This is a genomic window from Streptomyces sp. NPDC001381, from assembly GCF_042895685.1.
Lineage (GTDB): Bacteria > Actinomycetota > Actinomycetes > Streptomycetales > Streptomycetaceae > Streptomyces.
Window position 1 is genome coordinate 288,770 of record NZ_JBIAWO010000006.1, and the last position, 24,451, is coordinate 313,220.

Genomic DNA, 24,451 nt, shown 5'->3' on the forward strand with positions numbered 1-24,451 from the left:
ACCTGCTCGTGTACCCCGGTTCCGCGGGGGCATGCACGATCCTCCCCGTCTGATTCCCCTCGGTTCCCGACTTGGCCCGACACTTTGTTCCGCGCTCCGGACCTGGGTTAGCCTGCGGCGTATTTCTTCATCGCGCAGATCCGTGAACTGCGGAAATGCCAGCACAGCAACCGGGCCGCCGAAGCGGTCCGGGGGGGTTCCGAGTCCTCGGTAGGGAGGACTCCTGGGGAGCGGAACGAGGGTGCGCATGACCAGCAACAGCGCCGGCGTCGTGGAAGCGGTGCCGGGCGATCAAGAGTTGCGGCGGCTCCTGGCGGGCCTGACAGCCGTACGGGACGGGGATTTCGGTACCCGCCTGCCCGACGACGCCGACGGCCTCATGGGAGACATCGCCAAGGTCTTCAACGGCATGGTGGACCAGCTGTCCGTGTTCACCTCCGAGGTCACCCGCGTGGCCCGCGAAGTGGGCACCGAGGGCACGCTCGGCGGACAGGCGGAGGTGCCGGGCGTCTCGGGCACCTGGGCCGACCTGACGGACTCGGTCAACGCCATGGCGGGCAACCTCACCACCCAGGTCCGCGACATCGCCCAAGTGGCCACGGCGGTGGCCAAGGGCGATCTCTCCCAGAAGATCGACGTGCCCGCCCGCGGCGAGATCCTGCAGCTGAAGGAGACCGTCAACACGATGGTCGACCAGCTGTCCGCCTTCGCCGACGAGGTCACCCGCGTCGCCCGCGAGGTCGGCAGCGAGGGACGCCTCGGCGGACAGGCCCAGGTGCCCGGTGTGGCCGGTGTCTGGCGCGACCTCACCGACTCCGTGAACCACATGGCGGGCAACCTCACGAGCCAGGTCCGCTCCATCGCCCAGGTGACCACGGCGGTGGCACAGGGCGACCTCTCCCAGAAGATCACCGTCGACGCCCGCGGCGAGATCCTCGAACTCAAGAGCACCATCAACACGATGGTCGACCAGCTCTCCGCCTTCGCCGACGAGGTCACCCGCGTCGCCCGCGAGGTCGGCACCGAAGGACGCCTCGGCGGACAGGCGGACGTGAAGGGCGTCAAGGGAACCTGGCGCGACCTCACCGACTCGGTGAACTTCATGGCGGGCAACCTCACCGGCCAGGTGCGCAACATCGCCCTGGTGGCGACCGCCGTGGCCAAGGGCGACCTCTCCCAGAAGATCACCGTCGACGCCCGCGGCGAGATCCTCGAACTGAAGAACACCATCAACACGATGGTCGACCAGCTCTCCGCCTTCGCCGACGAGGTCACCCGCGTCGCCCGCGAGGTCGGCACCGAAGGACGCCTCGGCGGACAGGCCCAGGTGCGCGGTGTGTCGGGAACCTGGAAGGACCTCACCGACAACGTCAACGTGATGGCGTCCAACCTGACCGGCCAGGTCCGTTCCATCGCCCAGGTCGCCACCGCCGTGGCACGCGGCGACCTGTCGCAGCGCATCACGGTCGAGGCCAAGGGCGAGGTGGCGGCGCTGGCCGAGGTCATCAACACGATGGTCGACACGCTGTCGGCCTTCGCCGACGAGGTCACCCGCGTCGCCCGCGAGGTCGGCACCGAGGGACAGCTCGGCGGACAGGCGCATGTGCCCAACGTCGCCGGCACGTGGAAGGACCTCACCGACAACGTCAACTCGATGGCCAACAACCTCACCGGCCAGGTGCGCAACATCGCGCTGGTGACGACCGCGGTGGCCAGGGGTGACCTGTCGAAGAAGATCGACGTGGACGCGCGCGGCGAGATCCTGGAGCTCAAGACGACCATCAACACGATGGTCGACCAGCTCTCCGCCTTCGCCGACGAGGTCACCCGCGTCGCCCGCGAGGTCGGCACCGAAGGACGCCTCGGCGGACAGGCCGAGGTGGAGGGCGTCTCGGGCACCTGGAAGCGTCTGACGGAGAACGTGAACGAGCTGGCGGGCAACCTGACCCGGCAGGTCCGCGCGATCGCCGAGGTCGCGAGTGCCGTCGCCGAGGGCGACCTGACGCGTTCGATCACCGTGGAGGCGTCCGGCGAGGTCGCCGAGCTCAAGGACAACATCAACTCCATGGTGGAGTCCCTGCGGGAGACCACCCGCGCCAACCAGGAGCAGGACTGGCTCAAGACCAACCTCGCCAGGATCTCGAGCCTGATGCAGGGCCACCGTGACCTGCCCGTGGTCGCCGAGCTGATCATGGACGAGCTGGTTCCCCTGGTGTCGGCGCAGTACGGCGCCTTCTACCTGGCCGAGGACGGCGACGGCGGGCCCGAACTGCGGCTCGTCGGCTCCTACGGCTACCCCGACGAGGCCGGCCGGCCCACCCGCATCGCCTTCGGCCGCACCCTGGTCGGCCAGGCGGCCCGCAGCCGGCGCACCATCATGGTGGACGAACTTCCGCCCGGCTACGTGACCATCTCCTCGGGGCTCGGCCAGGTGGTGCCCAGCGCGCTGGTGCTGCTGCCGATCGTGGTCGAGGGCCAGGTCCTCGGCGTCATCGAGCTGGCCTCGGTGACCCCCTTCACCCAGATCCACCAGGACTTCCTGGCGCAGCTGATGGAGACCATCGGCGTCAACGTCAACACGATCGTGGCCAACGCCCGTACCGACGAGCTGCTGGTCGAGTCGCAGCGTCTGACGGGTGAACTCCAGTCCCGCTCGGCCGAGTTGCAGGTACAGCAGGAGGAACTCCAGCGGTCCAACGCGGAGCTGGAGGAGAAGGCCTCGCTGCTGGTGGCCCAGAACCGGGACATCGAGGCGAAGAACCTCCAGATCGAGCAGGCGCGACAGGAGCTGGAGACGCGCGCCCAGCAGCTGTCGCTGGCCTCGAAGTACAAGTCGGAGTTCCTGGCGAACATGAGCCACGAACTGCGCACCCCGCTCAACAGCCTGCTCATCCTGGCCCAGTTGCTGGCGCAGAACCCCTCCCGCAACCTCACGCCCAAGCAGGTGGAGTACGCGCAGATCATCCACTCCGCCGGCTCGGACCTGCTCCAGCTCATCAACGACATCCTCGACCTGTCGAAGGTCGAGGCCGGGAAGATGGACGTCACGCCCGAGCGGGTGGCACTGCGGCAGCTGATCGAGTACGTCGAGGCCACCTTCCGGCCGATGACGACGCAGAACGGCCTGGACTTCACGGTGACGACCGCTCCCGGGGCGCCCGCGGACCTGCTCACGGACGACTCCCGGCTGCGCCAGGTGCTGCGCAACCTCCTGTCGAACGCCGTGAAGTTCACCGAGCAGGGCGGCGTGGAGCTGAGCATCGAACCGGCGGCGGACGACGAGGTGCCCGAGGGGGTGATCCGGGGCGGGGCCGTGGTGGCCTTCCGGGTGAAGGACACCGGCATCGGCATCCCGGAGCAGCACCTGGAGACGATCTTCGGCGCCTTCCAGCAGGCGGACGGCACGACGAGCCGCAAGTACGGCGGCACCGGTCTCGGTCTGTCCATCACCCGGGAGATCGCCCATCTGCTCGGCGGTGCCGTGACGGTGGACAGCACGCCCGGCCAGGGCAGCACGTTCACGCTCTTCCTGCCCGTGGCCCGTCCCGACTTCGAGGAACTGATCAACCACGGCCGGACCTTGGAACGGGCCTCCGAGGAGCCTCTGCCCGAGGGGTCGTCCCGGCCGGCGCCGGTGCCCCGGATCGGGCCCGGGCCGCGGCCGCGGCGGCTGCTCGTCGTGGAGGAGCGGCCGAGGGGTCTGCTGACGCTGGTCGCGGAGAGCGTCGTCGCCGATCTGACGCACGGCCGCGACGACGGCGGGCAGCGGCCCGCGGTCGACATCATCACGGCCGTCGGCGCGCAGGAGGCGGCGGGCGCCCTCGCGGCCGATCCGTGCCACTGCGTCGTCCTGGAGCGGGGCATGCGGGACGGCGAGACCTCCCGTTTCCTCGAGGCGCTGGAGGGTGACTCGGCGCTGGCCAGTGTTCCGGTGCTGGTGCACAGCGGCCACCGCACGGACGCGCCGCTGGAGGAGACGCTGCGGACCCGCTCGGCGGGCGGGGCGCTGGAGGTCCTGTCCAGTCTCGACGAACTGCGCGAGCGCATCGCCCTGCATCTGTCCGCCGAGGAACCCGGGGACGTGCTGTCCCTGGTCCGGCCCGAGGAGCCGCAGCCTCTGGCGCCGCCTCTCGTGGAGGAGGTGCCGACGGGCCGTACCGTCCTCGTCGTCGACGACGACGCGCGGAACCTCTTCGCGCTCAGCGGGATCCTGGAAATGCACGGCTTCCGGGTCCTGCACGCCGAGAACGGGCGCAAGGGCATCGAGACGCTGGTGAACAACCCGGACGTCGCGCTCGTGCTGATGGACGTGATGATGCCGGAGATGGACGGCTACACGGCGACGGCCGAGATCCGCAGGATGCCGCAGTACGCCGAGCTGCCCATCATCGCCGTCACCGCGAAGGCGATGCCCGGCGACCGGGAGAAGAGCCTCGCCTCGGGCGCCAGCGACTACGTCACCAAGCCCGTCGACACGCACGACCTCATCGCCTGCGTCCGACGCTGGCTGCCCGCATGAGGACACCGGTGCCCGTCCCGCCCACCGGCGGGCCGGGCGCCCCACAGCGCCTTCCGTTCCGCGCCCCAGGGCCCTCCAGCCGAGGAGCATCCACGCCGTGAGCATGTCCGAGCATCAGCGTGAACCGGGTCAGGCGGGTGAGCCGCGGCTCGAGTCCGCCGCCGCCCCGGCGCCGTCCTCCGTCCCGCCGGTCGCTCCGGAGGGGCCGTCGGCGACCGCCGACGACCACTCGCCGGCCCCGGGCGGGCCCTCGGCGACCGCCGGGGAACCGTCGGTCACCCCGGGCGGGCCGTCGGCGGCCACCGGCGAACCGTGGGAGATCCCGGACGGACTGTCGGAGCTTCCGGACGGCGCGTCGATCACCGCCGAAGAGCTGGCGATGACCGCCGACGTGCTGTCGGTGATTCCGGACGGGCCGGCCGCGGATCCACTGGGCGCCTCGCCCGCCTCTCCGGTCGGCAGGCTGGCGGCCGTCGTGGAGCGGCTCAGCCGCGAGGTGCGGGCCGCCCAGGCGGAGGCCGAGGGCCGTGCCCTGATCGAGCTCGCCAAGGGCATCCTGGTCGAACGGCTGCAGTGCGGGCCGCCGCAGGCAGCCCGCCAGCTGGCCGAGTTGGCCGAGCAGGCCCAGGTCACCCTGCTGGAACTCGCGGTCGACGTCATCAACCAGGCCGCCCGGGACCGTATGTCCGAGGTGACGGACGCGTTCATCGCCGCGACGAGGGTCTCCGCCGAAGCGGAGTCCGAGTCCGAGTCCGAGTCCGCCGCCGTACGCCTGCGTGCGGCCGAGAGCGGCGCGCTGGCCGCGAACGACACCCAGGCCGTCGCCGACGCCTTGCTGGAGCAGGCGCTGCGCCCGCTCGGCGCGGTGGCCGTGGCCATCTGGGCCGCGGGTTCCGACGGGTCGCTGTCCCTCGCGGGCAGCGCCGGGTTCTCACCGGCCGAGGCCGCGCGCTGGCGTTACGTCCCACCGGACGTGGTGACGGTGGCGCGGCGCGGCCTCACCGAGCGCGAGGGGCAGTGGATCACCACCCTCGGGCAGACCGGACTGCCCAGCATCGGCCTGCACCAGCATCCGGACGGCGGCAGGGCGGCCCTGCCCGCCGGCACCGGAGGACGGATCCACGGCGTGCTGGAGATCGCCTGGCCCACTCCCCTGGCGCCGCAGCCCCCGCAGATCGTCCGTCAGGTGGAGGCCCTGGCCGAGCTGTGCGCCCACACGCTGGAGACGCGTACGCAGCCGCGGGACGAGGCCCTGGAGCCGCGCATCCTGCCGGACGCCGCCGAGCTGATGGATCTGGCCGACGGGCTGCACGATCCCGCGCTGGTCCTGGTGCCCTACCTGGACGGTGCCGGACACCTGGTGGACTTCCGCATCCAGCACGTGAACAACCGTTTCCTGGACCCGGCCGGCCGGCCGCGGGCGGTCGTCAACGGCGCGCTGCTCCTCGAGGCCTATCCGATGGCCGCCGGGGACAGCGAGCTGTTCCAGCGCATCGAGCGCGTGTACGCCACCGGCGAGCCGTTCAGGGCCCGCCGGATGAACCTCACCGCGCTCGTCGACCAGGTCGCCCTCTCGGCGGTCGCGGACATCAGCATCAGCCGGCACGGCGGCGCCGTACTCCTCATCTGGCGTATCGAGGACGAGACGGCGCGGCTGGCGAGCCTGCTCCAGCACGCCCAGCGGCTCGGCCGTATCGGCGGGTTCGAGGAGAACCTGCTGACCGGTGAGATCACCTGGAACGGGCAGCTGTTCGACCTCTACGGGCGTCCGCGGTCGAGCGTCCCGGTGCCGCTGGAGGAACTGCCGGCCCATGCGCACCCGGACGACAGCGTCTCGATCCGGCGTTTCCTGCGTACGCTGCTGCACCATCGGCGGCCCGCGGCCGCGGCCTTCCGGCTGCAGCGGCCGGACGGGGTGACCCGCCACATCAGGATCGTCGCCGAACCCGTGCTCGACACCGGCGGCCGGCTGCTCCTGCTCCGCGGTGCCTGCCAGGACATCTCGGCCCAGCACTGGACCGAGGTGGCGCTCGCCGCCACCCGTGACCAGCTGGCGCACACGGAGCAGCAGGCCACCGAACGCAACCGGCTGACCCTGCAGTTGCAGCACGCCATCATGCCCCCCACCCAGGCGCCGTTGCAGGTGCCCGACCTCCAGGTGGCCGTCCGCTACCGGCCCGCGGAGACCGAGCAGCTGGTGGGCGGCGACTGGTACGACGCCGTCGTCCTGCCGACCCGCATGGTGCTGCTGTGCGTGGGAGACGTGGCCGGCCACGGCATCGAGGCCGCGACCAGCATGGTCGTCCTGCGCAACGCGCTGCGCGGCCTGGCGGTGACCGGAGCCGGTCCGGGCCAGCTGCTGTCGTGGCTCAACATCGTGGCGCACCATCTGACGGGCGCCGTCACCGCGACGGCGGTGTGCGGCCTGTACGACCCCGAGCGGCGGACGCTGCGCTGGGCCAGGGCGGGCCATCTGCCGCCGGTGCTGGTCCGGGACACCGAGGCGGCCCCCCTGCCCTTGCTGAAGGGCATGCTGCTCGGGGCGGTACCCGAAGCCGGCTACGAGGAGTCCGAGATCCAACTGGCCCCCGAGGACACTCTGTTGATGTACACGGACGGCCTGATCGAACGCCGCGACCGGTCCGTGGAGGAGTCCCTGACGCATCTGCTGACCACCGCCAGTACGGCGCCCAGCACCCTCGACCACCAGCTGGACCGCCTGCTGACCTACAGCAAGTCGGACACCGACGACGACACCTGCATCGTGGGCATAAGGGTGGGGTGAGCGGCGTCTCGTGCCGGCGCCGACGCGGTGACCGGGCCGCCCCGCGGACCAAAGTGACCGGAAACCCTCGCCCTGCCGACAGGCAGAGGGCATCTGCGGTCGTCCTCGCCTGCGGGGCGGGGAGCCGGCGGTGTCCGGCACGGTCAGGCCACGGGCGTCAGCTCTTCCGGGGGCACCGGCACCAGCACCACATTTCGCGGGACACGTGGCTTTCCCTCACAGTGGGTGGTGGGGGAAGGACGCCGGCCGACCCTGCGGGAGGCACGGCAGGACGGGTGGGAGCCGTACGCCCGTTGCGGCTCTTCGTGAGGAGGCCGGCGTGGGTGAACAGAAGCCCCTCGCCCCCGGCGAGGCATGGCGGTCGGTGGCCGCGTGCGTCCTGTCCACCTTCGGGCTGCTCGCGCGGCAATGGGTCCATCTGTCCGGTGAACGGCAGGGGACGCGCCTCCGCTTCGCCGACGGCACGTCGGCCCGGGTGTACCGGGAGACCCGGCTCGGCAGCGGCCTGGCGAAGGATCCCTGCACACTGGTCGTCACCTTCCGGCTGCGCCTGGTCCGCGGACGCGCACACGCCCTGTTCCGTGCGGAGAGCCTGCTGAACACCCCGCTGTTCGTCGGTTTCCCCGGCTTCACCTCGAAGCTCTGGCTGGCCCATGACGAGCGCGCGCGCTACCGCGGGGTGTACGAGTGGGACGGCCCGGAGCGCGCCGAACACTACGCGCGGTCCCTGTGGCGGGTGCTGGCGCTGGTCAGCGTGCCCGGGTCGGTCCGCTACACCGTCCTGCCCGGACTGCGCCGCGCCGACTTCCTCGCCGCGGCGGGGCCGGCCGGCGCCCTGGCCCCGGACGAGTCCGAGGCCTGGTGGCGCACCCGGGGCACGGCCTGATGGCAGCGGTGGACGTCCTCGTGGTCGGGGCCGGTCCGACCGGCCTCGCTCTGGCCCTGCAGGCACATGACCACGGGGCACGGGTCAGGATCGTCGAACGGCGCCCCGAGGCGTTCCGGCCCTCCCGAGCGCTCATCCTGCACCCCCGCACCCTGGAGGTCCTGCGTCCCCTCGGTGTCACGGACGCCCTGCTGGCGAAGGCGGACACCGCCCCGAGCGCCGTCCTCCACCTCGGCCGTCGCGCCGTCCGAGCCGGTCTCGCCGACCTCGCGCTGCCCGACACGGCGTTCCCCCACCTGTCGCTCCTGCGGCAGATGGACGTCGAGACGGTGCTGGCACGGGCGCTCGCCGACCGGGGGGTGCCCGTGGAACGGGGTACGGAGCTGGTCACCGTCCGCGACGACGGGCCCAGTGCGCGGGCCGTACTGCGCACCCCGGAGGGCGTTCAGGAGATCCGCTGCCCCTTCGTCGGCGGCTGCGACGGCCCGGCCAGTGTCGTGCGGACCTGCGCGGGTGTCGGGTGGAACGGCCGGCCCTACCCCGAAGAGGTGGTCCTGGCCGACCTCGAACTCGACGGCGACCCGGTGGGTTCCGGCGCCGAGGTGTTCCCCGGGCGGCGGGGGCTGCTGCTGCTCTTCCCGCTGGGGGAACAGGCCACCTGGCGGCTTCTGGCCACGCGGGCGTCTCCCGGCGGGTCCGGCCCGGAGTTCGGCCAGCCCGGACCCGCCGTTCCCCAGGCCGAGTTGCAGCGGCTGCTGGGCGACGCCGGACTGGACGCACGGATCGAGCGTCTCGCCTGGTCGGCGCGGGTGCCGTTGCAGTACCGCCTGGCCCGGCGCTTCCGCCGGGGGCGGCTCTTCCTCGCCGGAGACGCGGCGCACAACTACTCTCCGGCCACCGGCCAGGGCATGAACGCCGGTATCCAGGACGCGATGAATCTCGGCTGGAAGCTGGCCTTCGCCGCCGGCCGCTCCGCCGGGTCCACGAGCGGGTGGGACACCACGGCGCTCCTCGACTCCTACGACCGGGAGCGCAGGCCGGTCGCGTGCCGACGGCTGGTCCTCACGCACACGGCGTTCTGGGCGGAGGCGTCGACCGGTCGGATCCCCTCCTGGCTGCGGGCGGTGGCCTCGGCGCGCGCCGCCCCGGCTGTGCCGGTCCTCCTGGCGCGGCGGCGGCTGGTCGCCGAAGGCATCCGTCTCATCTCCCAGCTACGGGTGACCTACCGGCACAGTCCCCTGTCGGTGGAGGGGACCCCGCACCTGCGTGGCGCTCCCCGGCCGGGGGACCGCCTCCCGGACGCGACCGTCAGCACCGGCGGGCCTCCGCAGCGGCTGCACGCGCTCCTGGCCCGCCCGGGGGTGCACCTGCTGGTGCAGCGCGACGCCGACCCGGTACCGCCCGAGCTGCTCGGTCCCCGTGTCACCGTCCTGCGCCTGACGAACAGCCCGGGCCGCGGGGTGGTGGCCGTCCGCCCGGACGGCCATGTCGGCTTCCGCTGCGCGAGCGCCGGCACCGCTGCCGGGCTGGGCGACTGGCTGTCGCTGATCTGCGCGACGGCGGAGACCCAGGGCTGAGGCCGGTGCGCAAACGCCGTGCGGCGTCGGAGGAGCGACGGGGTGACAAGGCTTCCGTCGGCCGCCCGCGATGCTGCGACGCGGCTACGCCCCGTGCACGGCTCTGACGTCATTGTCCAGTTCTTTGGCGAGCACCTGGTCGTGGGATTCGTCGGCGATCACCCTGGCCTGTGCGAAACGCCGCAGCGCCGCCGCGGTCGCGCCGTCGGCGGCGCTGACCCTGCCGAGGCCCTGCAGGGCCCTGGCCTCGCCCCGCCGGTCGCGCAGCTGCCGTGTCAGCTCCAGGCTCTTGTCGAACGACCGTGCCGCCGCGCCCAGATCGTCGGTGTCGAGCTGCGCCTGCGCGAGGCCACGCCAGGCGTACGCCTCGGCCCTCCGGTCCCCCAGCCGCCGGAACTCCGCCAGCGCCTCCTGGAACAGGGGGATGGCCTCGCTGACGCGTCCCTGGCCGCAGCGCACGACCGCCAGGCTGCGCCGGGCCTGGGCGGCGAGCCGGTGGTCCCCGGCGGCCCGCAGCCGCTCGGCCCCGTCGCTCAGCCGCTGCGCGGCGACGTCCCACGCGCGCTGGTTGCGGTGGATGATGCCCTGCCCCAGCATGACGGCGGCCCTGCCGTGCTCGTCCCCGGACGCCTCGTACCCGGCCAGCGCCTCCTCGTACGCGGCCAGTGCCTCGTCGGGCCGGCCCAGGTCGCGGTACAGCGCAGCGGTGTCGAACAGCGTGATCGCCTCGGCCCGGCGGTCGTGCGAGCGGCGGGACCCGGCCAGCGCCAGTTCCTCCGCCGCCTCCCAGTCGTCCCACGTGGCCAGCATCTCGAAGAACGGCGCGGCGATGTGGGTGAGTTCCCATACCGCGTCCCAGAGCTCGCGTTCGTAAGCGAACCGCACGCACGCCACGATGTTGTGCCGCTCGGCGATGAACCAGGCGACCGGGTCGCGCAGCAGTTCGTCACGGTGCCCCGCCTCGACCGCGTGGCGCGGGTGGGCACCGGTCTTGCGCAGCTCGCCGGGCTGGAACCGGTCCTCCGCCTCGGCCGCGAGCGTGAGGTACGCGCCCAGGAGCCGGCCGGCCGCGGCGGCGGCCTCGGGTTCGGGCTGCTCGCGGGCCAGCGCGCGAAGCAGGTCGTGGAAGCGGTAGCGGGCGGCGCCGGTCTCGTCGGGGCCTGTCGCGTCGAGCAGTTGCGCGGACACCAGCGCGTCGAGGTGGCGCTCCGCCTCGCGCGGCCCGACGCCCATGAGAGCGGCGAGCGGCCAGGCCGCGAAGTCGGCTCCGGGAAAGAGCCCGAGCAGTCGGAACGCCCGCTGCTGCGCGTCGGACAGACCCTGATAGCTGATCATGAAGGTGGAGCGGACATCGAGATCTCCGATCTCGAGATGGTCGAGCCGGTCGCGCTCGTCGGCGAGGCGGCCGGCGAGATCGGTCACACGCAGGTCCGGCCGTTCGGCCAGCCGCGCCCCGGCGATGCGGACGGCGAGCGGCATGTGCCCGCACAGCGTGACAAGGCGCCGCGCGGCCTCGGGGTCGTCCGCCACCCGCGCTGGTCCCGCGACCCGGCCGAGCAGTTCGACGGCCTCGTCGGTCTCCAGCAGGTCGAGCACGATCGTGTGGGCTCCCTCGATGCTGCTCAGCGGGACACGGCTGGTGACGATCACCGCGGTGTCCGGGCCGCCGGGCAGGAGGGGCCGCACCTGCCGGGGCCCGTTGGCGTTGTCGAGGACGATGAGCAGGCGGCGTCCGGCCGTCAGGGTACGGAGCAACTGCTCGCGGTCGTGCGGCGCGTCAGGGATGGCGCGCGGGTCCGTGCCCAGCGCCCGCAGGAAGTTTCCGAGCACGTCGGGCGGTTCGGCGGGCAGAGGATCGTAGCCGCGTAAGTTGACGAACAGCTGCCCGTCGGGGAAGTCGGCCGCGACCCGCTGGGCCGCCCGCACCGCGAGGGTCGTCTTGCCCAGACCTCCCTTGCCGGTGATGGCGACGAGCGGCCCCGAGGGCCGGCCCCGTCCGCGCAGCAACCGGCCGATCTCGGCGAGTTCGTCGGAGCGGCCGGTGAAGTCGGATATGTCACGGGGCAGTTCGCGCGGCACCGGATGCCGCGGCGCCGCTCCTCTGTCGGCGCCGTCGGCCTGGAACCACGCGAGCGCTCCGCCGAACAGCGCGGTCACCCCGGCGAACGCGTACTGCATCAGCCCGACATCGCCCAGCACCTGCCATCCGGCGGCGACCGCGGCGAACGCCCCGGCCGCGCCCGCCAATGCCCAAAGCCGCCGTGCTCCCCCTGAGTTCACACCGCGCATGGTAGCCAAGCCCGCCCCGGGGAGGCACGGCACCGTCGGGCGCGCGGACCCCACGTGCTGCGGGCCGTCGGCCCGGCGTCCGGGTCGGGCCTACGGCGATCTCGTCCCGGCCTCCTCGCGCGGCTCGGGCCGGTACGCCGTCGCCCGGTGACGGGCGGTCAGGACACGGGCCGCGCCGCGTCATCGTGAGGGAGCCGATCCGCCCCGGTCCGATCGCCGGCGCCGAGAGCGGCCATCACGTCACGGCCGGCCGAGGAGGCCGCGCCACCGGCCCGGCCGACGGACCGTCCCGGGCCGGTGATCTGATCCACGGCAACGGCTCAGGCGTGCGGGCCGGTGCGCAGGGCGACGAACAGCCCCCGCGCACGGCCGCCGTCCGGTGTCTGCCAGGCGCCGGCCACGTGGCCCGTCGCGTCCGGCGGCAGGAGTGGCGCGCCGTCCGGGGCGGGACGCAGGACGCGGTGCAGACGGAGGGTCGTGCCGCGCGGTCCGGGCAGCTCGGTGCCCTCCCGGTCGTCGGTGGCCGGGGCGGTGAAGTCCGCGGGGGCGAGGCCGCCGCCGGTGCAGGAGCGGGTGATTTCCCGGTCCGGGGCGTCGCTGGTGTTCTGGTCCTGGGCCGCCGCCCGGCCCTCGATCAGGGCCAGCAACTGGGCGACCAGCACAGGGTCGTGGCAGCCGTCGTAGGCCCAGCGCCGTCCCAGCACCCGTGCTCCATGGTGCCGACGAGGATAGGTGAGCGGCACCAGGTAGGAGGTCGGGTGGGTGCCGGAGGTGTCGGTGACCACCATGAACTCGATCCCGACCTCGCCCTGCGGGTCGTCCAGCCGGAAGCCGCCGGCCTTGGCCAGTTCCGGTTCACCCGCGCCGCCGGCGTACCAAGGCCGGGAGGGCAGCCACGTGGTGAGCAGTTCCAGCTTGGTCGGCCTGAGGGAAGTGTGGTGGATGACAGCCATGCCGAGGATCCTCTTTTCCCTTGCGCGGATGTGCACTTCGCAGCGCCGCCACGACGTCGTCCGTCTGTTCCTCGCTGCTGTCCGGCGTTCCCGGTCTTGATGGTCAGCCTATTGGCGATCTCGGGGACGGATGCACCCATGTCCTTGAGGGCGCGGGTGAACAGCAGCATGTCGTCGTAGATGACCTTCGGCCGTCCGCCGTGGGTTGCCCTTGGTTGCGGCGGCGACCTGGCCTTCCAGGTCTTGTCCCGGATGTGGTTGCGGTCCGTCGACGGGCGGACCGGGCTGGTACGGGCGCCCGGGCGGCGGTCCTCGGGGACGAGGGCGTCGAGTTCCTCGCGGAGCGCGGGCACACGGAAGCAGAGCGCGGGACCTTGCCGGCGGAGAGCCCGCCGGCGGCGGGGGACCCCGAGACGTGCGATCCCTCTTACGCGAAAAAAATTTCGCGTAAATGTTGACGCGCTTTCCCTGAGGAGGGGACGCTGGAAGTGCCCCTTCTCCCCGCCGCTGGAAGGAGCGACGGTCATGAAGACTCTCCGCCCGCCCCTCGCTCGCACCCCGGGCGGCACTGCCGCGCCCCGCCGTCCGCGTCCGCGGTTCCCGGTCGCCGCAGCCCTGGCCGACCGCCTCGATGACACCGCCGTGGTGGATGTCGCAGTCCGGCTCGCCGCCGCCCGCGGTGCGCCGCTGCTGCTGATCGCCATCATGCCCCCGCTGCCACCAAGGACGGTGCCCCGCCCGGACGGGGTGGCGGCCCGTGCGGTGTGGGGGCGGGCGCTGCCGCGCCTGGCCCGTGCCGGGATCGCCTACCAGCCGGCCGTCTACCACCGCCCCGGCGAGCGCCACGGGCGCCTGTGTGAGGCGAAGGGCCTGCTGGACGTGACCGTCACCCATGGCTGCTCGCTGCTGGTGGTCTCGCGCAGCGGGCCGGAGGGACTGGATGCGCGCACGGTGATGCAGGCGGCCGCGATCCGCGGCGGCCCGCTCGTCCACGCGGCCTCGCCGGCACCCTGGGCGCCCCTGGCCGCGCCCTGCCCTCCCGCCTGACGGAAGCACCCGGGGAAGAGACCGGCCCCGGAACCGCCCTGCGGGGAGAGGGCGGCCGGGGCCTGATGTCGCGCACCGCGGCACCGCGGCGGTCTGCCGGGCAGGTGGCCCTACGAGGTGGCGCGCTCTGTGTCGGTATCGGCGGCGGGGGTGTCCTCGCGGTGCAGAAAGGTGGCCAGCAGGTCGCCGACGGGGTGGTCGGACTCGGTCGGATGGCGCAGGGCGACGGTGGGGTCGATGGTGTAGCGGTTGCGGCGGCCCACCCGGGTGCGGGTGAGATATCCGGACGCTTCGAGGTCGGCGACGATCAGCTGCACGGCACGTTCGGTGATGCCGATGAGGTCGGCGACGTCACGTCCGCGCGCTTCCGGGTCGCGGGCGAGGGCGATCAGGACGCGGGCGTGATTGGTCAGGAACGTCCACTGGTCGCCGCGCGCGGCAGAAGGCTGGGCCATGACCCTCATCATACGAAGCCGCCTTCGCATGACCAAGACCCTTTCGCGAAAATATATTGCCGAAAAAGTTTTCGCGTAACTCTCGACGGGAATCAGGAGGGCGGGTGACGCTGAACACACCCCCACTCCCCCTCGACCCCGCTGAAAGGGGGCCACGATGTCCACCCAGACCGCGCCCCGCACCGCCGCCACCGGCGCACCGGTGCTGCCGCTGTCCCTGCCGCACCCGGTCACCGTGCTGGTGGCGGGCCGGCCCGACGACTTCGCCGTGGTGGACGCCGCCGTCCGCCTGGCCGCCCCTCGCAAGGCACCGGTGCTGCTGGTCGCCGTCCTGCCCCACCAGCAGCAGACTCCGCACCGCTCCCGCGTGGACGCGCAGGCGGCCCGGGTGTTCCTGGCCCGCGTGCTGCCCCGGCTGCGGAGCGCGGGGGTCGGCTACATCCCGGTCGCCCACCGCGTCCCGGCCGAGGGCGGCGGGCAGCCGCGACTGCCGGTCGCGGGCGGGGTGCTGGCCCTGGCCGTCCGGCACCACTCACCGCTGGTGGTCGCCTCCAGCCGGGGTCCGGCCGGTCTGGACGCGCACAGCCTCATCGAAGCCTCCGCCGTACGCGGCGGACCCTTCGTCTACGCCGTCGCCCCCACCCGGTCCACGGTGCCCGTCGCCGGCGCCGGCCTGAGAACGGCCTTTCTGTCCCCGGCCGGGGTGCGCAACGTGTGGACGCTCGCCCAGCGCCGCCTTCCCACTGCCGCCCGACCGGTGGCTGAGGGGGCGTGATGGACGGGCTGACCGCGCCCGCGCCGGGGTGGCTGCCGGCGCTGGTGGACCCGACCGCCGGCGGAGTGTGCGTCGTGCTCGCGATGCGCCCGCGCCGCCGCACCACCGGCCCCTCCTCTTCCCTTCCGTGTGCCCTCCGTCCCAGGAAGCCGATCAACCATGAATGAACTGTCGTTCGCCGTCCCTCTGTGGGTGTGGGCCGCGGTCACCGTCGGCATCGGCGCGATGCTCGCCGTCGACCTGATCGCCCACCGCGACAACCACGTGATCGGCTTTCGCGAGGCCGCGCTGTGGAGCGGGCTGTGGATCGCCGTCGGCCTGGGCTTCGGCCTCGTCCTCTGGGCCTGGCAAGGCGGCGAGGCGTCATCGACCTACTACGCGGGCTATCTGATCGAAAAGGCCCTGTCGATCGACAACGTCTTCGTGTTCGCGCTGGTCTTCTCGTTCTTCGCCGTTCCGGACGCCTACCAGCACAAGGTGCTGTTCTGGGGGGTGATCGGGGCGCTGGCGGCCCGGCTGGTGTTCATCTTCATCGGCGCCGGGCTGCTGCAGGTGTTCTTCTGGACCGCCTACCTCTTCGGCGCGTTCTTGATCTGGACCGGCTGGAAGATGGCCGTCTCCAAGGACGAGGAAGTCCACCCCGACCGCAACCCGGTCGTCCGTCTGGTCAGGAAAGTCATCCCGACCGATCCACGGTTCCACGACGACAAGTTCTTCATCCGCGTCAGCGGCAAGCGCATCGCGACGCTGCTGTTCGTGGTCCTGGTCGCGATCGAGGCCACCGATCTCATCTTCGCCGTCGACTCCGTCGCCGCCGTCCTGGCCATCACGACCAACACGTTCATCGTATGGACCGCCAACGCCTTCGCCGTCCTGGGCCTGCGCAGCCTGTACTTCTGCCTGGCCGGACTCCTGCGCCGCTTCCAGTACCTGCACTACGGGCTCGCGGTCCTGCTCGCCTTCGCCGGCGTCAAGCTCATCCTGTCCGAAACCCCCGTGGGCAAGCTGCCCATCCCCCTCACCCTCGGCGTGATCGCCGTCACCATCACCGTGTCCATCGTCTGGTCCCTCGTCGCCACCCGCGACCAGGACGGCGACGGCACCCCTGACCGCGCCGAGCCCGCCCCGGCCGGCCACCCCCGCTCCGCGTCCTCCACTCCTACGCACCACACGGACTCGTGATCACCCTCGGCCCCGGCGGGCCCCCTGACGTCCAGCTCAGCCGGACCGGTGGCTGCGCGCAGTTCTGCGCGGCTCGCGCACCCCACTGTCACGCCGGCTGCCGGACACGGTGCGGCACGAAGGGCTCGTCGTCCCCGGCACCCGCGCTCGACATCGGGCCCCGTCGCCGGCCCGCGCCACATCGTCCCGGGGGAGATCCCGGTGGGCTCCGCGGGCCGTCCCGGGGATCAGCGGGTGCGGCGGATTCCCGGGCGCCACTCGGGCGACTTTCCGGCGGGGCGGTGGCGTGACTGCCGCGTTTCCCGGCCGGACGGGTACGACCATGCTGACGTACCGCGGCGCCGGCCACTGGGAGGAAATGTGAAGCGAGCGGACGGCACCCCGGTGGCCACCGGTGTCACCGCCGAGCGCCTCGCCGGGCTCCGCAGGTGGAACCTGGGGCTCACGCTGCTGCACCTGCTCCAAGCCATCGCCATCGTCCTGCTCGCCGGAAGCTTCTCGATCACCGTCACCTCCTCCGTTCCCGAGGGGCCACCGGGAACGGCAGCGCCGGCCCCGGAAGCGTTGTTCGACGTGCCGATCGGCTGGGCCGTCGCCGTCTTCCTCACCCTCGCGGCCGTGGACCACCTGCTGACGGCGACGGTGTGCCGCGGCACCTACGAACGCGACCTCAGACGTGGCATCAACCGTTTCCGGTGGCTGGAGTACGCGCTGAGCGCGACCCTGATGGTGCTCCTCATCGGCTTCTACGCCGGCATCACCAGCCTCAATGCCGTCATCGCCGTCGTCGGCGCCAATGTCGGGATGATTCTCTTCGGCTGGCTCGAGGAGGTGATGAACCCGCCGGGGCGGGCGAGGACCACGATGCTGCCGTTCTGGTTCGGGACGCTGGTCGGCATCACGCCGTGGGTCTCGATCGCGTACAACACCGTCGCGGCCGAGACCGTCCCCGGCTTCGTGTACGGAATCGTTCTCGTCCAGGCCGCCCTCTTCTTCAGCTTCGGTCTCAACCAGTGGCTCCAGTACCGCGGAGTCGGCCGGTGGTCCGACTACGCGTACGGTGAAAAGGCCTACCTGGTCCTCAGCCTCGTGGCGAAGTCACTCCTGGCGTGGCAGATCTTCGCCGGCTCGCTGGCTGACTGAACCTCTTTCAACCTGCGCTCGGACGGTGCGGCTGACGCATCGGCAGAGTGTGCGCCTGGGAGCCGAGTCCGCGAGTCAGGGCTCGGATCACCACCCGCCTGCTCAACGAGACCGGCGGAACGTGGAGCCGATACGCCGCTGGAAGTCACACACCGGCACCAGCAGGCTGGGCTCCACGGGGATCTGACAACAGTACGAGAGCCCACCAGTGGCACGGCACGGTCCGCGCTGGTCGGTCCCTCAACGCGATCGCCCCCGAGTACCGCCGGTAGCAGGGGGCCGGCCCCACCCTCGATCAACCGGACAGCCGGATGGCCGCGAGGACGCCGTGTCGGCGACCGTGGGGCTGTCCCGAGCAAGTCGCCTACAGAGAAGGCAAGATCGTGCGTATTGTCATGGCCACCGTCGTCGCACTGGCCCTCGCCGGCCACGCCGCGCCGGCCGCCACCGCCCACCAGCCGACCACCGACGGAATCTGGCGCATGGATGGCTACGGCACAGTGCTGTTGATCCGGAACGGAACTTTCCAGGAGTACCAGACCACCGCCGTCAGCTGTCTCAAGGGCGACTCCGCGCGGCGGACCGGCCCCGGCACCTACACCACGTCCGACGGCACTGTCCTCACGGTGCGCACCCCAGGAGGCCGCGACCGCGGGTCCATGCGGGTGGACGGCTCCGTCGGCGACCGGAACCTGCGCCGGATCCCGGAGTTGCCCGACGCCTGCATCCGTCCGGGCGCCAAGGGTCCGCTCGCTGCCTTTGACGTCTTCTGGCAGTCCTTCGAGGAGAACTACCCCTTCTTTGCCGCCAAGGGCATCGACTGGCACGCCGTACGCGACCAATACCGGCCCGAGGCGCACGCGAAGACGACCAGGGACGAGCTCTTCGCCATGTTCAGCGAGATGGTCAAGCCGCTCCACGACGCCCACGTCGCCGTTCAGGACGGCGACCGCGTCTTCGCGCAGGTTCGCCCCGGCACCGTCCTGCCCACCCAGGAGCTGGACACCAAGGTCAAGAAGTTCATTGTGGCGCACGACCTCAAGGACGCCCGGAACCTCCAGGACTTCGCCAACGGGCGGATCACCTACGCCGACCTCCCCGGCGGGCAGGGCTATGTGCGGATCTCCGGCTTCGGCGGATACGCGGGCGACGGCGCCCCCTACGCCGCCCAGTCGGCCGAGCTCGACAGGGCACTGGACACGGTCCTCAGCCAGGAGCGCACCCAGCGCCTGCGGGGCCTCGTCATCGACCTGCGGATCAACGGCGGCGGCTCCGACGCCCTGGGAATCCACATCGCCGAGCGCCTCACCGACACCCCCTACCTCGCCTACTCCAAGCGGGCCCGCAACGACCCCGCAGACCCCACCCGGCACACTCGCCCCCAGCCCGCGTACGTCACGCCCGCCCAAGGTCCCCGTTACACCGGACCAGTCGCCGTGCTGACCGGCGGCTCGACCGTCAGCGCGGGAGAGACCTTCACCCAAGCCCTCATGGACCGGCCCGGCAAGACGGTCCGGATCGGGCAGCCCACACAGGGCGTCTTCTCGGACGTCATGCTGCGCAAGCTCCCCAACGGCATGTCGGCCTGGCTGCCGAACGAGGAGTTCCTGACCCGGTCGGGCAGGACCTTCGACGGCACGGGCATTCCGCCGCACCTCACCGAGCCGGTCTTCACCGAGGAGGAGTTCGACGAGAAGAGGGACTCGGCCTTCAACAGGGCTCTGAACGTCCTGCGGAACCACAGGCACCACGAGCTGACGCAAGGCACCACGAGCTGACGCAATTGGCAGCGGACTGGGGGACAGCCGGGCCCCCACCGGAGCCAGAGCGCGTCCATGCGGGTGGCAAACGCGGCCGGGGCAAGCCGACTCCGCCATGAGCGCGTTGTACAGGGCACCCCTCCACCCCCTAGGGAAAGGTCGTCCCATGCGCCGTACCGCGCTGCTCGCCGTCTGCGCTCTCATCACCGCCGCCGCGACCGGCTTCCTCGCCACCACCGCCATCCGCAACCGCTGACGCGCCGGCGTCCCTTCGACCGGCATCGGCCCCGGCACCAGGGCCGATGCCGGCCCGCCGAAAACGGATCCGGAATTGGCATAGACCTGACACTCTCGCCGGGCTAGGCTCTGCCGCGCACACCTGAGAGCGCTCTCACCCCGACCGCTGTTCCACCCCCACTCACTGGAACGACGAAGGGCAACTCCCATGAGACGCACGAGGCTCAAGCACGTCGGCCTGGCCGTACTCCTGACGCTCGCCGGACTCGGCGGCGCGGGTGCCGTCCCCGCGGCGGCGAGCGGCGCCGGGAGCACGGCATCCTCGGCGCCCGTCGCCGGCGACGCCCCCGCCTCCACCGGTCTGCTCCGCGCCATGCAGCGGGAGTTCGGACTCACCGAGGACGAGGCGACGGCCCGGCTCGCGGCCGAACAGAACGCCACCGCACTCGAACCCGCCGTGCGCCGCGCGGCGGGTGCCACCTACGCGGGGTCGTGGTTCGACGCCGCCGACGGCCGCCTCACGGTGGCCGTCACCGCGAAGTCCTCACCGGCCACCCGCGCGGCGATCCGCGCCAAGGGGGCCGGTGTCCGCGTCGTCGAGCACAGCGCACGGCGGCTGGACGCGGCGAAGTCCCGCATCGACAAGCTCTCCGCACCGTCGGCGGTGGGCGGCTGGCACGTGGACCCGAGGGCGAACACCGTCGTGGTCACGGTCGTCCGCGACCGACGCTCCGACAACGATGTCCATCGGTTCCTGACGCGGGCCCGTGCCGCCGGCCCGGTCACCGTGGAGACGGTCGCCTCGGCCCCGCGCACCTTCGCGGCGGGCACGGTCGGCGGCGACCCGTACTACACCGGCAACGTCCGCTGCTCCATCGGCTTCTCGGTGTACGGCGGGTTCGTCACCGCCGGCCACTGCGGTCAGGCCGGGGCGGGCGTCCGGGGCTGGGACGGCACCTACGTCGGCGCCTTCCAGGGCTCCTCGTTCCCGGGCGACGACTACGCCTGGGTGAACGTGGGCAGCGGCTGGTGGACCGTACCGGTCGTGCTGGGCTGGGGCACGGTGTCCGACCAACTCGTCCGCGGTTCGGCCGAGGCTCCCGTGGGCGCCTCCGTCTGCCGCTCCGGCTCCACCACGCACTGGCACTGCGGCACGGTCCTGGCCCGGAACGAGACCGTCAACTACAGCCAGGGCGCGGTGTACCAGATGACCAAGACCAGCGTCTGCGCCGAACCCGGCGACTCCGGCGGGTCGTTCATCAGCGGCGACCAGGCGCAGGGTGTCACCTCCGGCGGCTGGGGCAACTGCTCGGGCGGCGGCGAGACGTGGTTCCAGCCGGTGAACGAGATCCTCGGCCGCTACGGACTCACCCTGCACACCTACTGACCGCGCACGCATCACCTCGGGAGGTGTCGCGCGCGTCCCGGTCGGCCGGCCCGCGCCCGGTCGCCGCACCGGGATGCGCGCCCCCCTTCCGCTTAAATCGTTTCACGCCCTCGATGGATCCTCATCCGGCCAGGCATTGACCGTGCTCACGCGGAGCCCTAACCTCCGGAAATCTGATTGAAACCTTTCACACACCGAGGGTGCGCATGTCCCGGGATCTGTCGCGTCGAAGACTCCTCCAACTCGGCGGCGCCACCGCGGCCTCGGTCGTGCTGACCGGCCCCGCGGCGTCCGCTGCCGAGGGGCCGCGTGCCGCCGCACCCCCCGGCAGGCCCCCCGCGCCCACCGGTACCCTGGCCGACCTGCTGCCGCGGGCCCTCGCCACGAGCGCCGGAGAGCGCCCCCGGTTCAGCTGGCAGGTGCCCGACTTCGGCGCCGGTACCCTCCAGCAGGCCTACCAGCTGCAACTGGCCGCCACTCCCGACGGTTTCGAGGACGGGCGGATCGTCTGGGACTCCGGGAAGCGGAAGTCCGCCGACTCCACCGCCGTACCGTACGCAGGCCCGCCGCTGCGGCCCCGTACCGCCTACTGGTGGCGGGTCGCCAGTTGGGGCGACAAGCGGTCCGCCTGGTCGCAGCCCGCCCTGCTCGCGACCTCGGTCGAGGACGAGTGGCAGGCCGAGCCGATCTGGGTGCCGGCCGGGCCGGTCATGACCGACGGCACCTTCACCGCCCGCCTGAAGATCACCGCCGTGGCCGCCGGGTTGTGGTTCCGTGCCGCGAGCGCCTCCGACAACTACCTGTGGCAGCTGCGCGCCGGCAGCCCCGGCGTCCTGCGCAAGCACGTGTGCGTGAACGGCACGTACACCGTCCTCGGCGAGGTCCGGCTGCCGTTCGCCGTCGCCACCGGACAGTGGGTCGACTTCGCCGTCACCACGCGCGGTTCCACCGTCACCACGACCGTCGACGGCACCGTCGTGGACACCACGACCGACACCCGCTACACGTCCGGCAACATCGGCCTGCGCAACGGCTCCACCGAGTCCCAGGTCTACGACCGGGTCGGGTTCACCGCCGCCGACGGCACCGTCCTCCTCGACGACGACTTCGCCTCCGACAAGGGCACCTTCTCCGCGGGCACGGTCTCCGGCGGCACACTCACCTTCCCGGCCGGGGCCTCCTCGCTCTCCTCCTACGGGGCCGACGACACCTGGGCGCTGCTGCGGCACGAGTACGCCACCGACACCGGGAAGAAGGTGGCCGCCGCCGTGCTGTACGTCGCCGCCACCTCGCCCGGCCCGGCCCGTCAGTACGTGGCGAAGGTGTGGAGCAACGGCACGGTGGCCGGGTACGCCTCCGTGCGGTCCGGTACCGGCACGGCGTACCAGGCGTTCGACCTCACCTCCACCCTGCGCGACGGCGGGGCGAACGCGCTCGCCGCGCTGTGCTGGACCACGTCGGAACAGCGGTTCCTGGCCCAGCTGGAGATCACCTACACCGACGGCAGCCGCACCACGGTCGCCTCGGGGGACCACTGGAAGGCGCGCCGCCAGGCCGGGCTGCTGCCCGCGAAGGGCAGCGCGGGCAGCAGTTACTACACCGTCCCGCAGGAGTACTGGGACCTGCGGCGGGAGCCCGTCGGCTGGACCGCGCCCGGTTTCGACGACGGCGCCTGGCTCACCCCGCTCGTCCGCAGCGCGATCGCCGGTCTCGTGCCGGCGCAGATCGAGCCGGTACGGCTCCACGACGTCACCCCCGCCTCCGTCACCCGGGTCGCCGACGGCCGCTGGCTGGTGGACCTCGGCCGGGAGATCGTCGGCGGGCTCGCCCTGGAGGTCACCGGCGCCGCGGGCGACACCGTCGAGGTGCGCCTCGGTGAGGAGCTGAACGCCGACGGCACCGTCAGGCACCAGTTGCGCGCCAGCAACACCTACCGCGAGGTGTGGACCCTGCGGGACGGCGGCCAGCGCTTCGAGCACTGGGGGTACCGCGGCTTCCGCTGGGCCGAACTGCGCACGTCGCTGGACCTGTCCGCGGCCCTCGTCACCGGGCGGGCCTGGCGTCTGGACTGGAACGACACGGACGCCTCCTTCCGCAGCTCCGACCCCGCCCTGAACCGGGTCTGGGAGCTGTGCCGGTACTCCGTCGAGGCCACCCGCGGGGACCTCTACACCGACACCCCCACCCGGGAACGCGGCCCCTACGAGGGCGACGCGCTGATCAACCAGCTCTCCGAGTACGGCGTCCAGCGCTCCTACGCCCTGGCCCGCTGGTCGAACGCATACCTGGTGCGCCAGGGCACCTGGCCCACCGAGTACCGGCTGATATGCGCGCTCTCCGCCTGGGAGGACTACCTCGCCACCGGCGACGACCGCCGGCTCGCCAAGGACTACGACCTGCTCGCGGCGAAGAACCTCACCACCCACCTGGACTCCCGGGGGCTGGTCCGCAAGGCGCCCGGCAGCACCAGCCAGGACCTGGGCGACCTGGTCGACTGGCCGGCCGCGAGCCGGGACGGGTACGTCTTCACGAACGTCAACACGGTCGTCAACGCCTTCCAGTACGCGGCCTTCGACGCCCTGGCCGAGTGCGCCGACGCGCTGGGCCGGGACGACGACGCCGAGGCCCTGCGCGCGCGGGCCGACACGCTCGCCACGGCCATGCGCGCCACCCTGCTCGACAGCACGGCCGGCCGCTTCCTCGACGGCGAGGGCACCACCCACGGCGCCCAGCACGCCACCGCCTTCCCGGTCGCGCTCGGCGTCGCCGACGCCCTCGACGACGAGGTGCGCACCCGGCTCGGGGACACCCTCGCCGCGGGCGGCATGCGGACGAGCGTGTACGGGGCGCAGTTCCTCCTCGACGCCCTCTTCCGGCTGGGCCGTGCCGACGCCGCGCTCGCGCTGCTCACCTCCACGGCCACCAACTCGTGGCTGCACATGCTCGACGAGCTGAAGGCCACCATCGTCACGGAGGCCTGGGATCCCGCGCTGAAGTCCAACATGACGCTCTCCCACGCCTGGGCGTCCGCTCCGGCCAACGCGGTCGCCCGGCACGTGCTCGGCGTCCGCGTCACCTCCCCCGGCGCGGCCGGGTTCCTGATCCGCCCCAGGACCGGCGCCCTGACCGACGTGGCGGGCACCGTGCCGGCCGTGCGCGGCCCGGTCGAGGTCGCCGTGCACCGCTCGGCCGGTGCCCACACGACACGGGTGACGGTGCCGCCCAACTCCCGCGCCGTGCTGGAGGTGGAGATCGGCGACGCGGACCCGGCGCGGTACCGGGTGACGGCGACGGTACCCGGGGGCCTGGGGCGGGTGGAGGCCCGTCCGTTCACCGATCTCACCGGTACGGTGCTGCGGATCGGGCCCCTCGGCTCGGGCACGGCGCAGGTCGAGCGCACCGGTTCCTGACGGCGGGGCCCCGGGGCACGGCCCGGGCCCGCTTCCCCGCCGTCGC

The 24,451-nt window shown here is 72.4% G+C and carries 14 protein-coding genes; 11 read left to right on the top strand and 3 right to left on the bottom strand.

Annotated elements, in window-relative coordinates:
* Positions 1 to 247 precede the first annotated feature (247 nt).
* The 4 genes from ACFY2L_RS27215 to ACFY2L_RS27230 all read left to right on the top strand — a co-directional run bounded on the left by ACFY2L_RS27215 (position 248) and on the right by ACFY2L_RS27230 (position 9,767).
* Positions 248 to 4,519, top strand: a complete 4,272-nt coding sequence (locus ACFY2L_RS27215) for a HAMP domain-containing protein (RefSeq protein ID WP_390823684.1) — start codon at positions 248 to 250, stop codon at positions 4,517 to 4,519.
* A gap of 379 nt (positions 4,520 to 4,898) precedes the next feature.
* Complete coding sequence (locus ACFY2L_RS27220; protein ID WP_390661638.1) at positions 4,899 to 7,304, top strand: SpoIIE family protein phosphatase; 2,406 nt, start codon at positions 4,899 to 4,901, stop codon at positions 7,302 to 7,304.
* Between the two features lie 319 nt (positions 7,305 to 7,623).
* Positions 7,624 to 8,190 (top strand): hypothetical protein, encoded by a 567-nt coding sequence (locus tag ACFY2L_RS27225; RefSeq protein WP_390661569.1) that lies wholly within the window; start codon positions 7,624 to 7,626, stop codon positions 8,188 to 8,190.
* Positions 8,190 to 9,767: an FAD-dependent monooxygenase gene (locus ACFY2L_RS27230; RefSeq protein WP_390823685.1), complete on the top strand. Its 1,578-nt coding sequence runs from the start codon at positions 8,190 to 8,192 to the stop codon at positions 9,765 to 9,767. Before ACFY2L_RS27225 ends, ACFY2L_RS27230 begins: the two co-directional genes overlap by 1 nt.
* An 84-nt stretch (positions 9,768 to 9,851) precedes the next feature.
* On the opposite strand, the gene ACFY2L_RS27235 is transcribed toward ACFY2L_RS27230, so the two are convergent.
* Together ACFY2L_RS27235 and ACFY2L_RS27240 are read right to left on the bottom strand one after the other, a co-directional pair.
* Positions 9,852 to 12,047 carry an ATP-binding protein gene (locus ACFY2L_RS27235; RefSeq protein ID WP_390823686.1) on the bottom strand — a complete coding sequence of 732 codons (2,196 nt, stop codon included), beginning with the start codon at positions 12,045 to 12,047 and terminating at the stop codon, positions 9,852 to 9,854.
* Positions 12,048 to 12,376: 329 nt separating this feature from the next.
* A complete protein-coding gene (locus tag ACFY2L_RS27240; protein WP_390823687.1) occupies positions 12,377 to 13,009 on the bottom strand; it encodes a 1,4-alpha-glucan branching protein in 633 nt (210 codons plus the stop codon).
* A 525-nt stretch (positions 13,010 to 13,534) separates the two neighbouring features.
* Between ACFY2L_RS27240 and ACFY2L_RS27245 the strand changes: the two genes are divergently transcribed.
* Positions 13,535 to 14,056, top strand: coding sequence for a universal stress protein (locus ACFY2L_RS27245; protein WP_390823688.1), 522 nt, complete (start codon positions 13,535 to 13,537; stop codon positions 14,054 to 14,056).
* A 110-nt stretch (positions 14,057 to 14,166) separates the two neighbouring features.
* Here the strand turns inward: ACFY2L_RS27245 and ACFY2L_RS27250 are convergent, their stop codons facing one another.
* Complete coding sequence (locus tag ACFY2L_RS27250; RefSeq protein ID WP_390661564.1) at positions 14,167 to 14,511, bottom strand: helix-turn-helix transcriptional regulator; 345 nt, start codon at positions 14,509 to 14,511, stop codon at positions 14,167 to 14,169.
* A gap of 157 nt (positions 14,512 to 14,668) precedes the next feature.
* On the opposite strand from ACFY2L_RS27250, the gene ACFY2L_RS27255 reads away from it, so the two are divergent.
* The 6 genes from ACFY2L_RS27255 (at position 14,669) to ACFY2L_RS27280 (ending at position 24,405) form a co-directional block, all read left to right on the top strand.
* On the top strand, positions 14,669 to 15,286 hold the full coding sequence (locus tag ACFY2L_RS27255) for a universal stress protein (RefSeq protein WP_390823689.1): 618 nt from the start codon (positions 14,669 to 14,671) through the stop codon (positions 15,284 to 15,286).
* A 159-nt stretch (positions 15,287 to 15,445) separates the two neighbouring features.
* Positions 15,446 to 16,468, top strand: a complete 1,023-nt coding sequence (locus ACFY2L_RS27260) for a TerC family protein (RefSeq protein ID WP_390823690.1) — start codon at positions 15,446 to 15,448, stop codon at positions 16,466 to 16,468.
* A 360-nt stretch (positions 16,469 to 16,828) separates the two neighbouring features.
* Complete coding sequence (heR, locus tag ACFY2L_RS27265) at positions 16,829 to 17,611, top strand: heliorhodopsin HeR (protein WP_390823691.1); 783 nt, start codon at positions 16,829 to 16,831, stop codon at positions 17,609 to 17,611.
* A 383-nt stretch (positions 17,612 to 17,994) separates the two neighbouring features.
* Positions 17,995 to 19,389: a S41 family peptidase gene (locus tag ACFY2L_RS27270; protein ID WP_390823692.1), complete on the top strand. Its 1,395-nt coding sequence runs from the start codon at positions 17,995 to 17,997 to the stop codon at positions 19,387 to 19,389.
* Between the two features lie 427 nt (positions 19,390 to 19,816).
* Complete coding sequence (locus ACFY2L_RS27275; protein ID WP_390661559.1) at positions 19,817 to 20,995, top strand: S1 family peptidase; 1,179 nt, start codon at positions 19,817 to 19,819, stop codon at positions 20,993 to 20,995.
* A gap of 206 nt (positions 20,996 to 21,201) precedes the next feature.
* Positions 21,202 to 24,405 carry a family 78 glycoside hydrolase catalytic domain gene (locus tag ACFY2L_RS27280; RefSeq protein ID WP_390823693.1) on the top strand — a complete coding sequence of 1,068 codons (3,204 nt, stop codon included), beginning with the start codon at positions 21,202 to 21,204 and terminating at the stop codon, positions 24,403 to 24,405.
* The last annotated feature ends 46 nt before the right edge of the window (positions 24,406 to 24,451 follow it).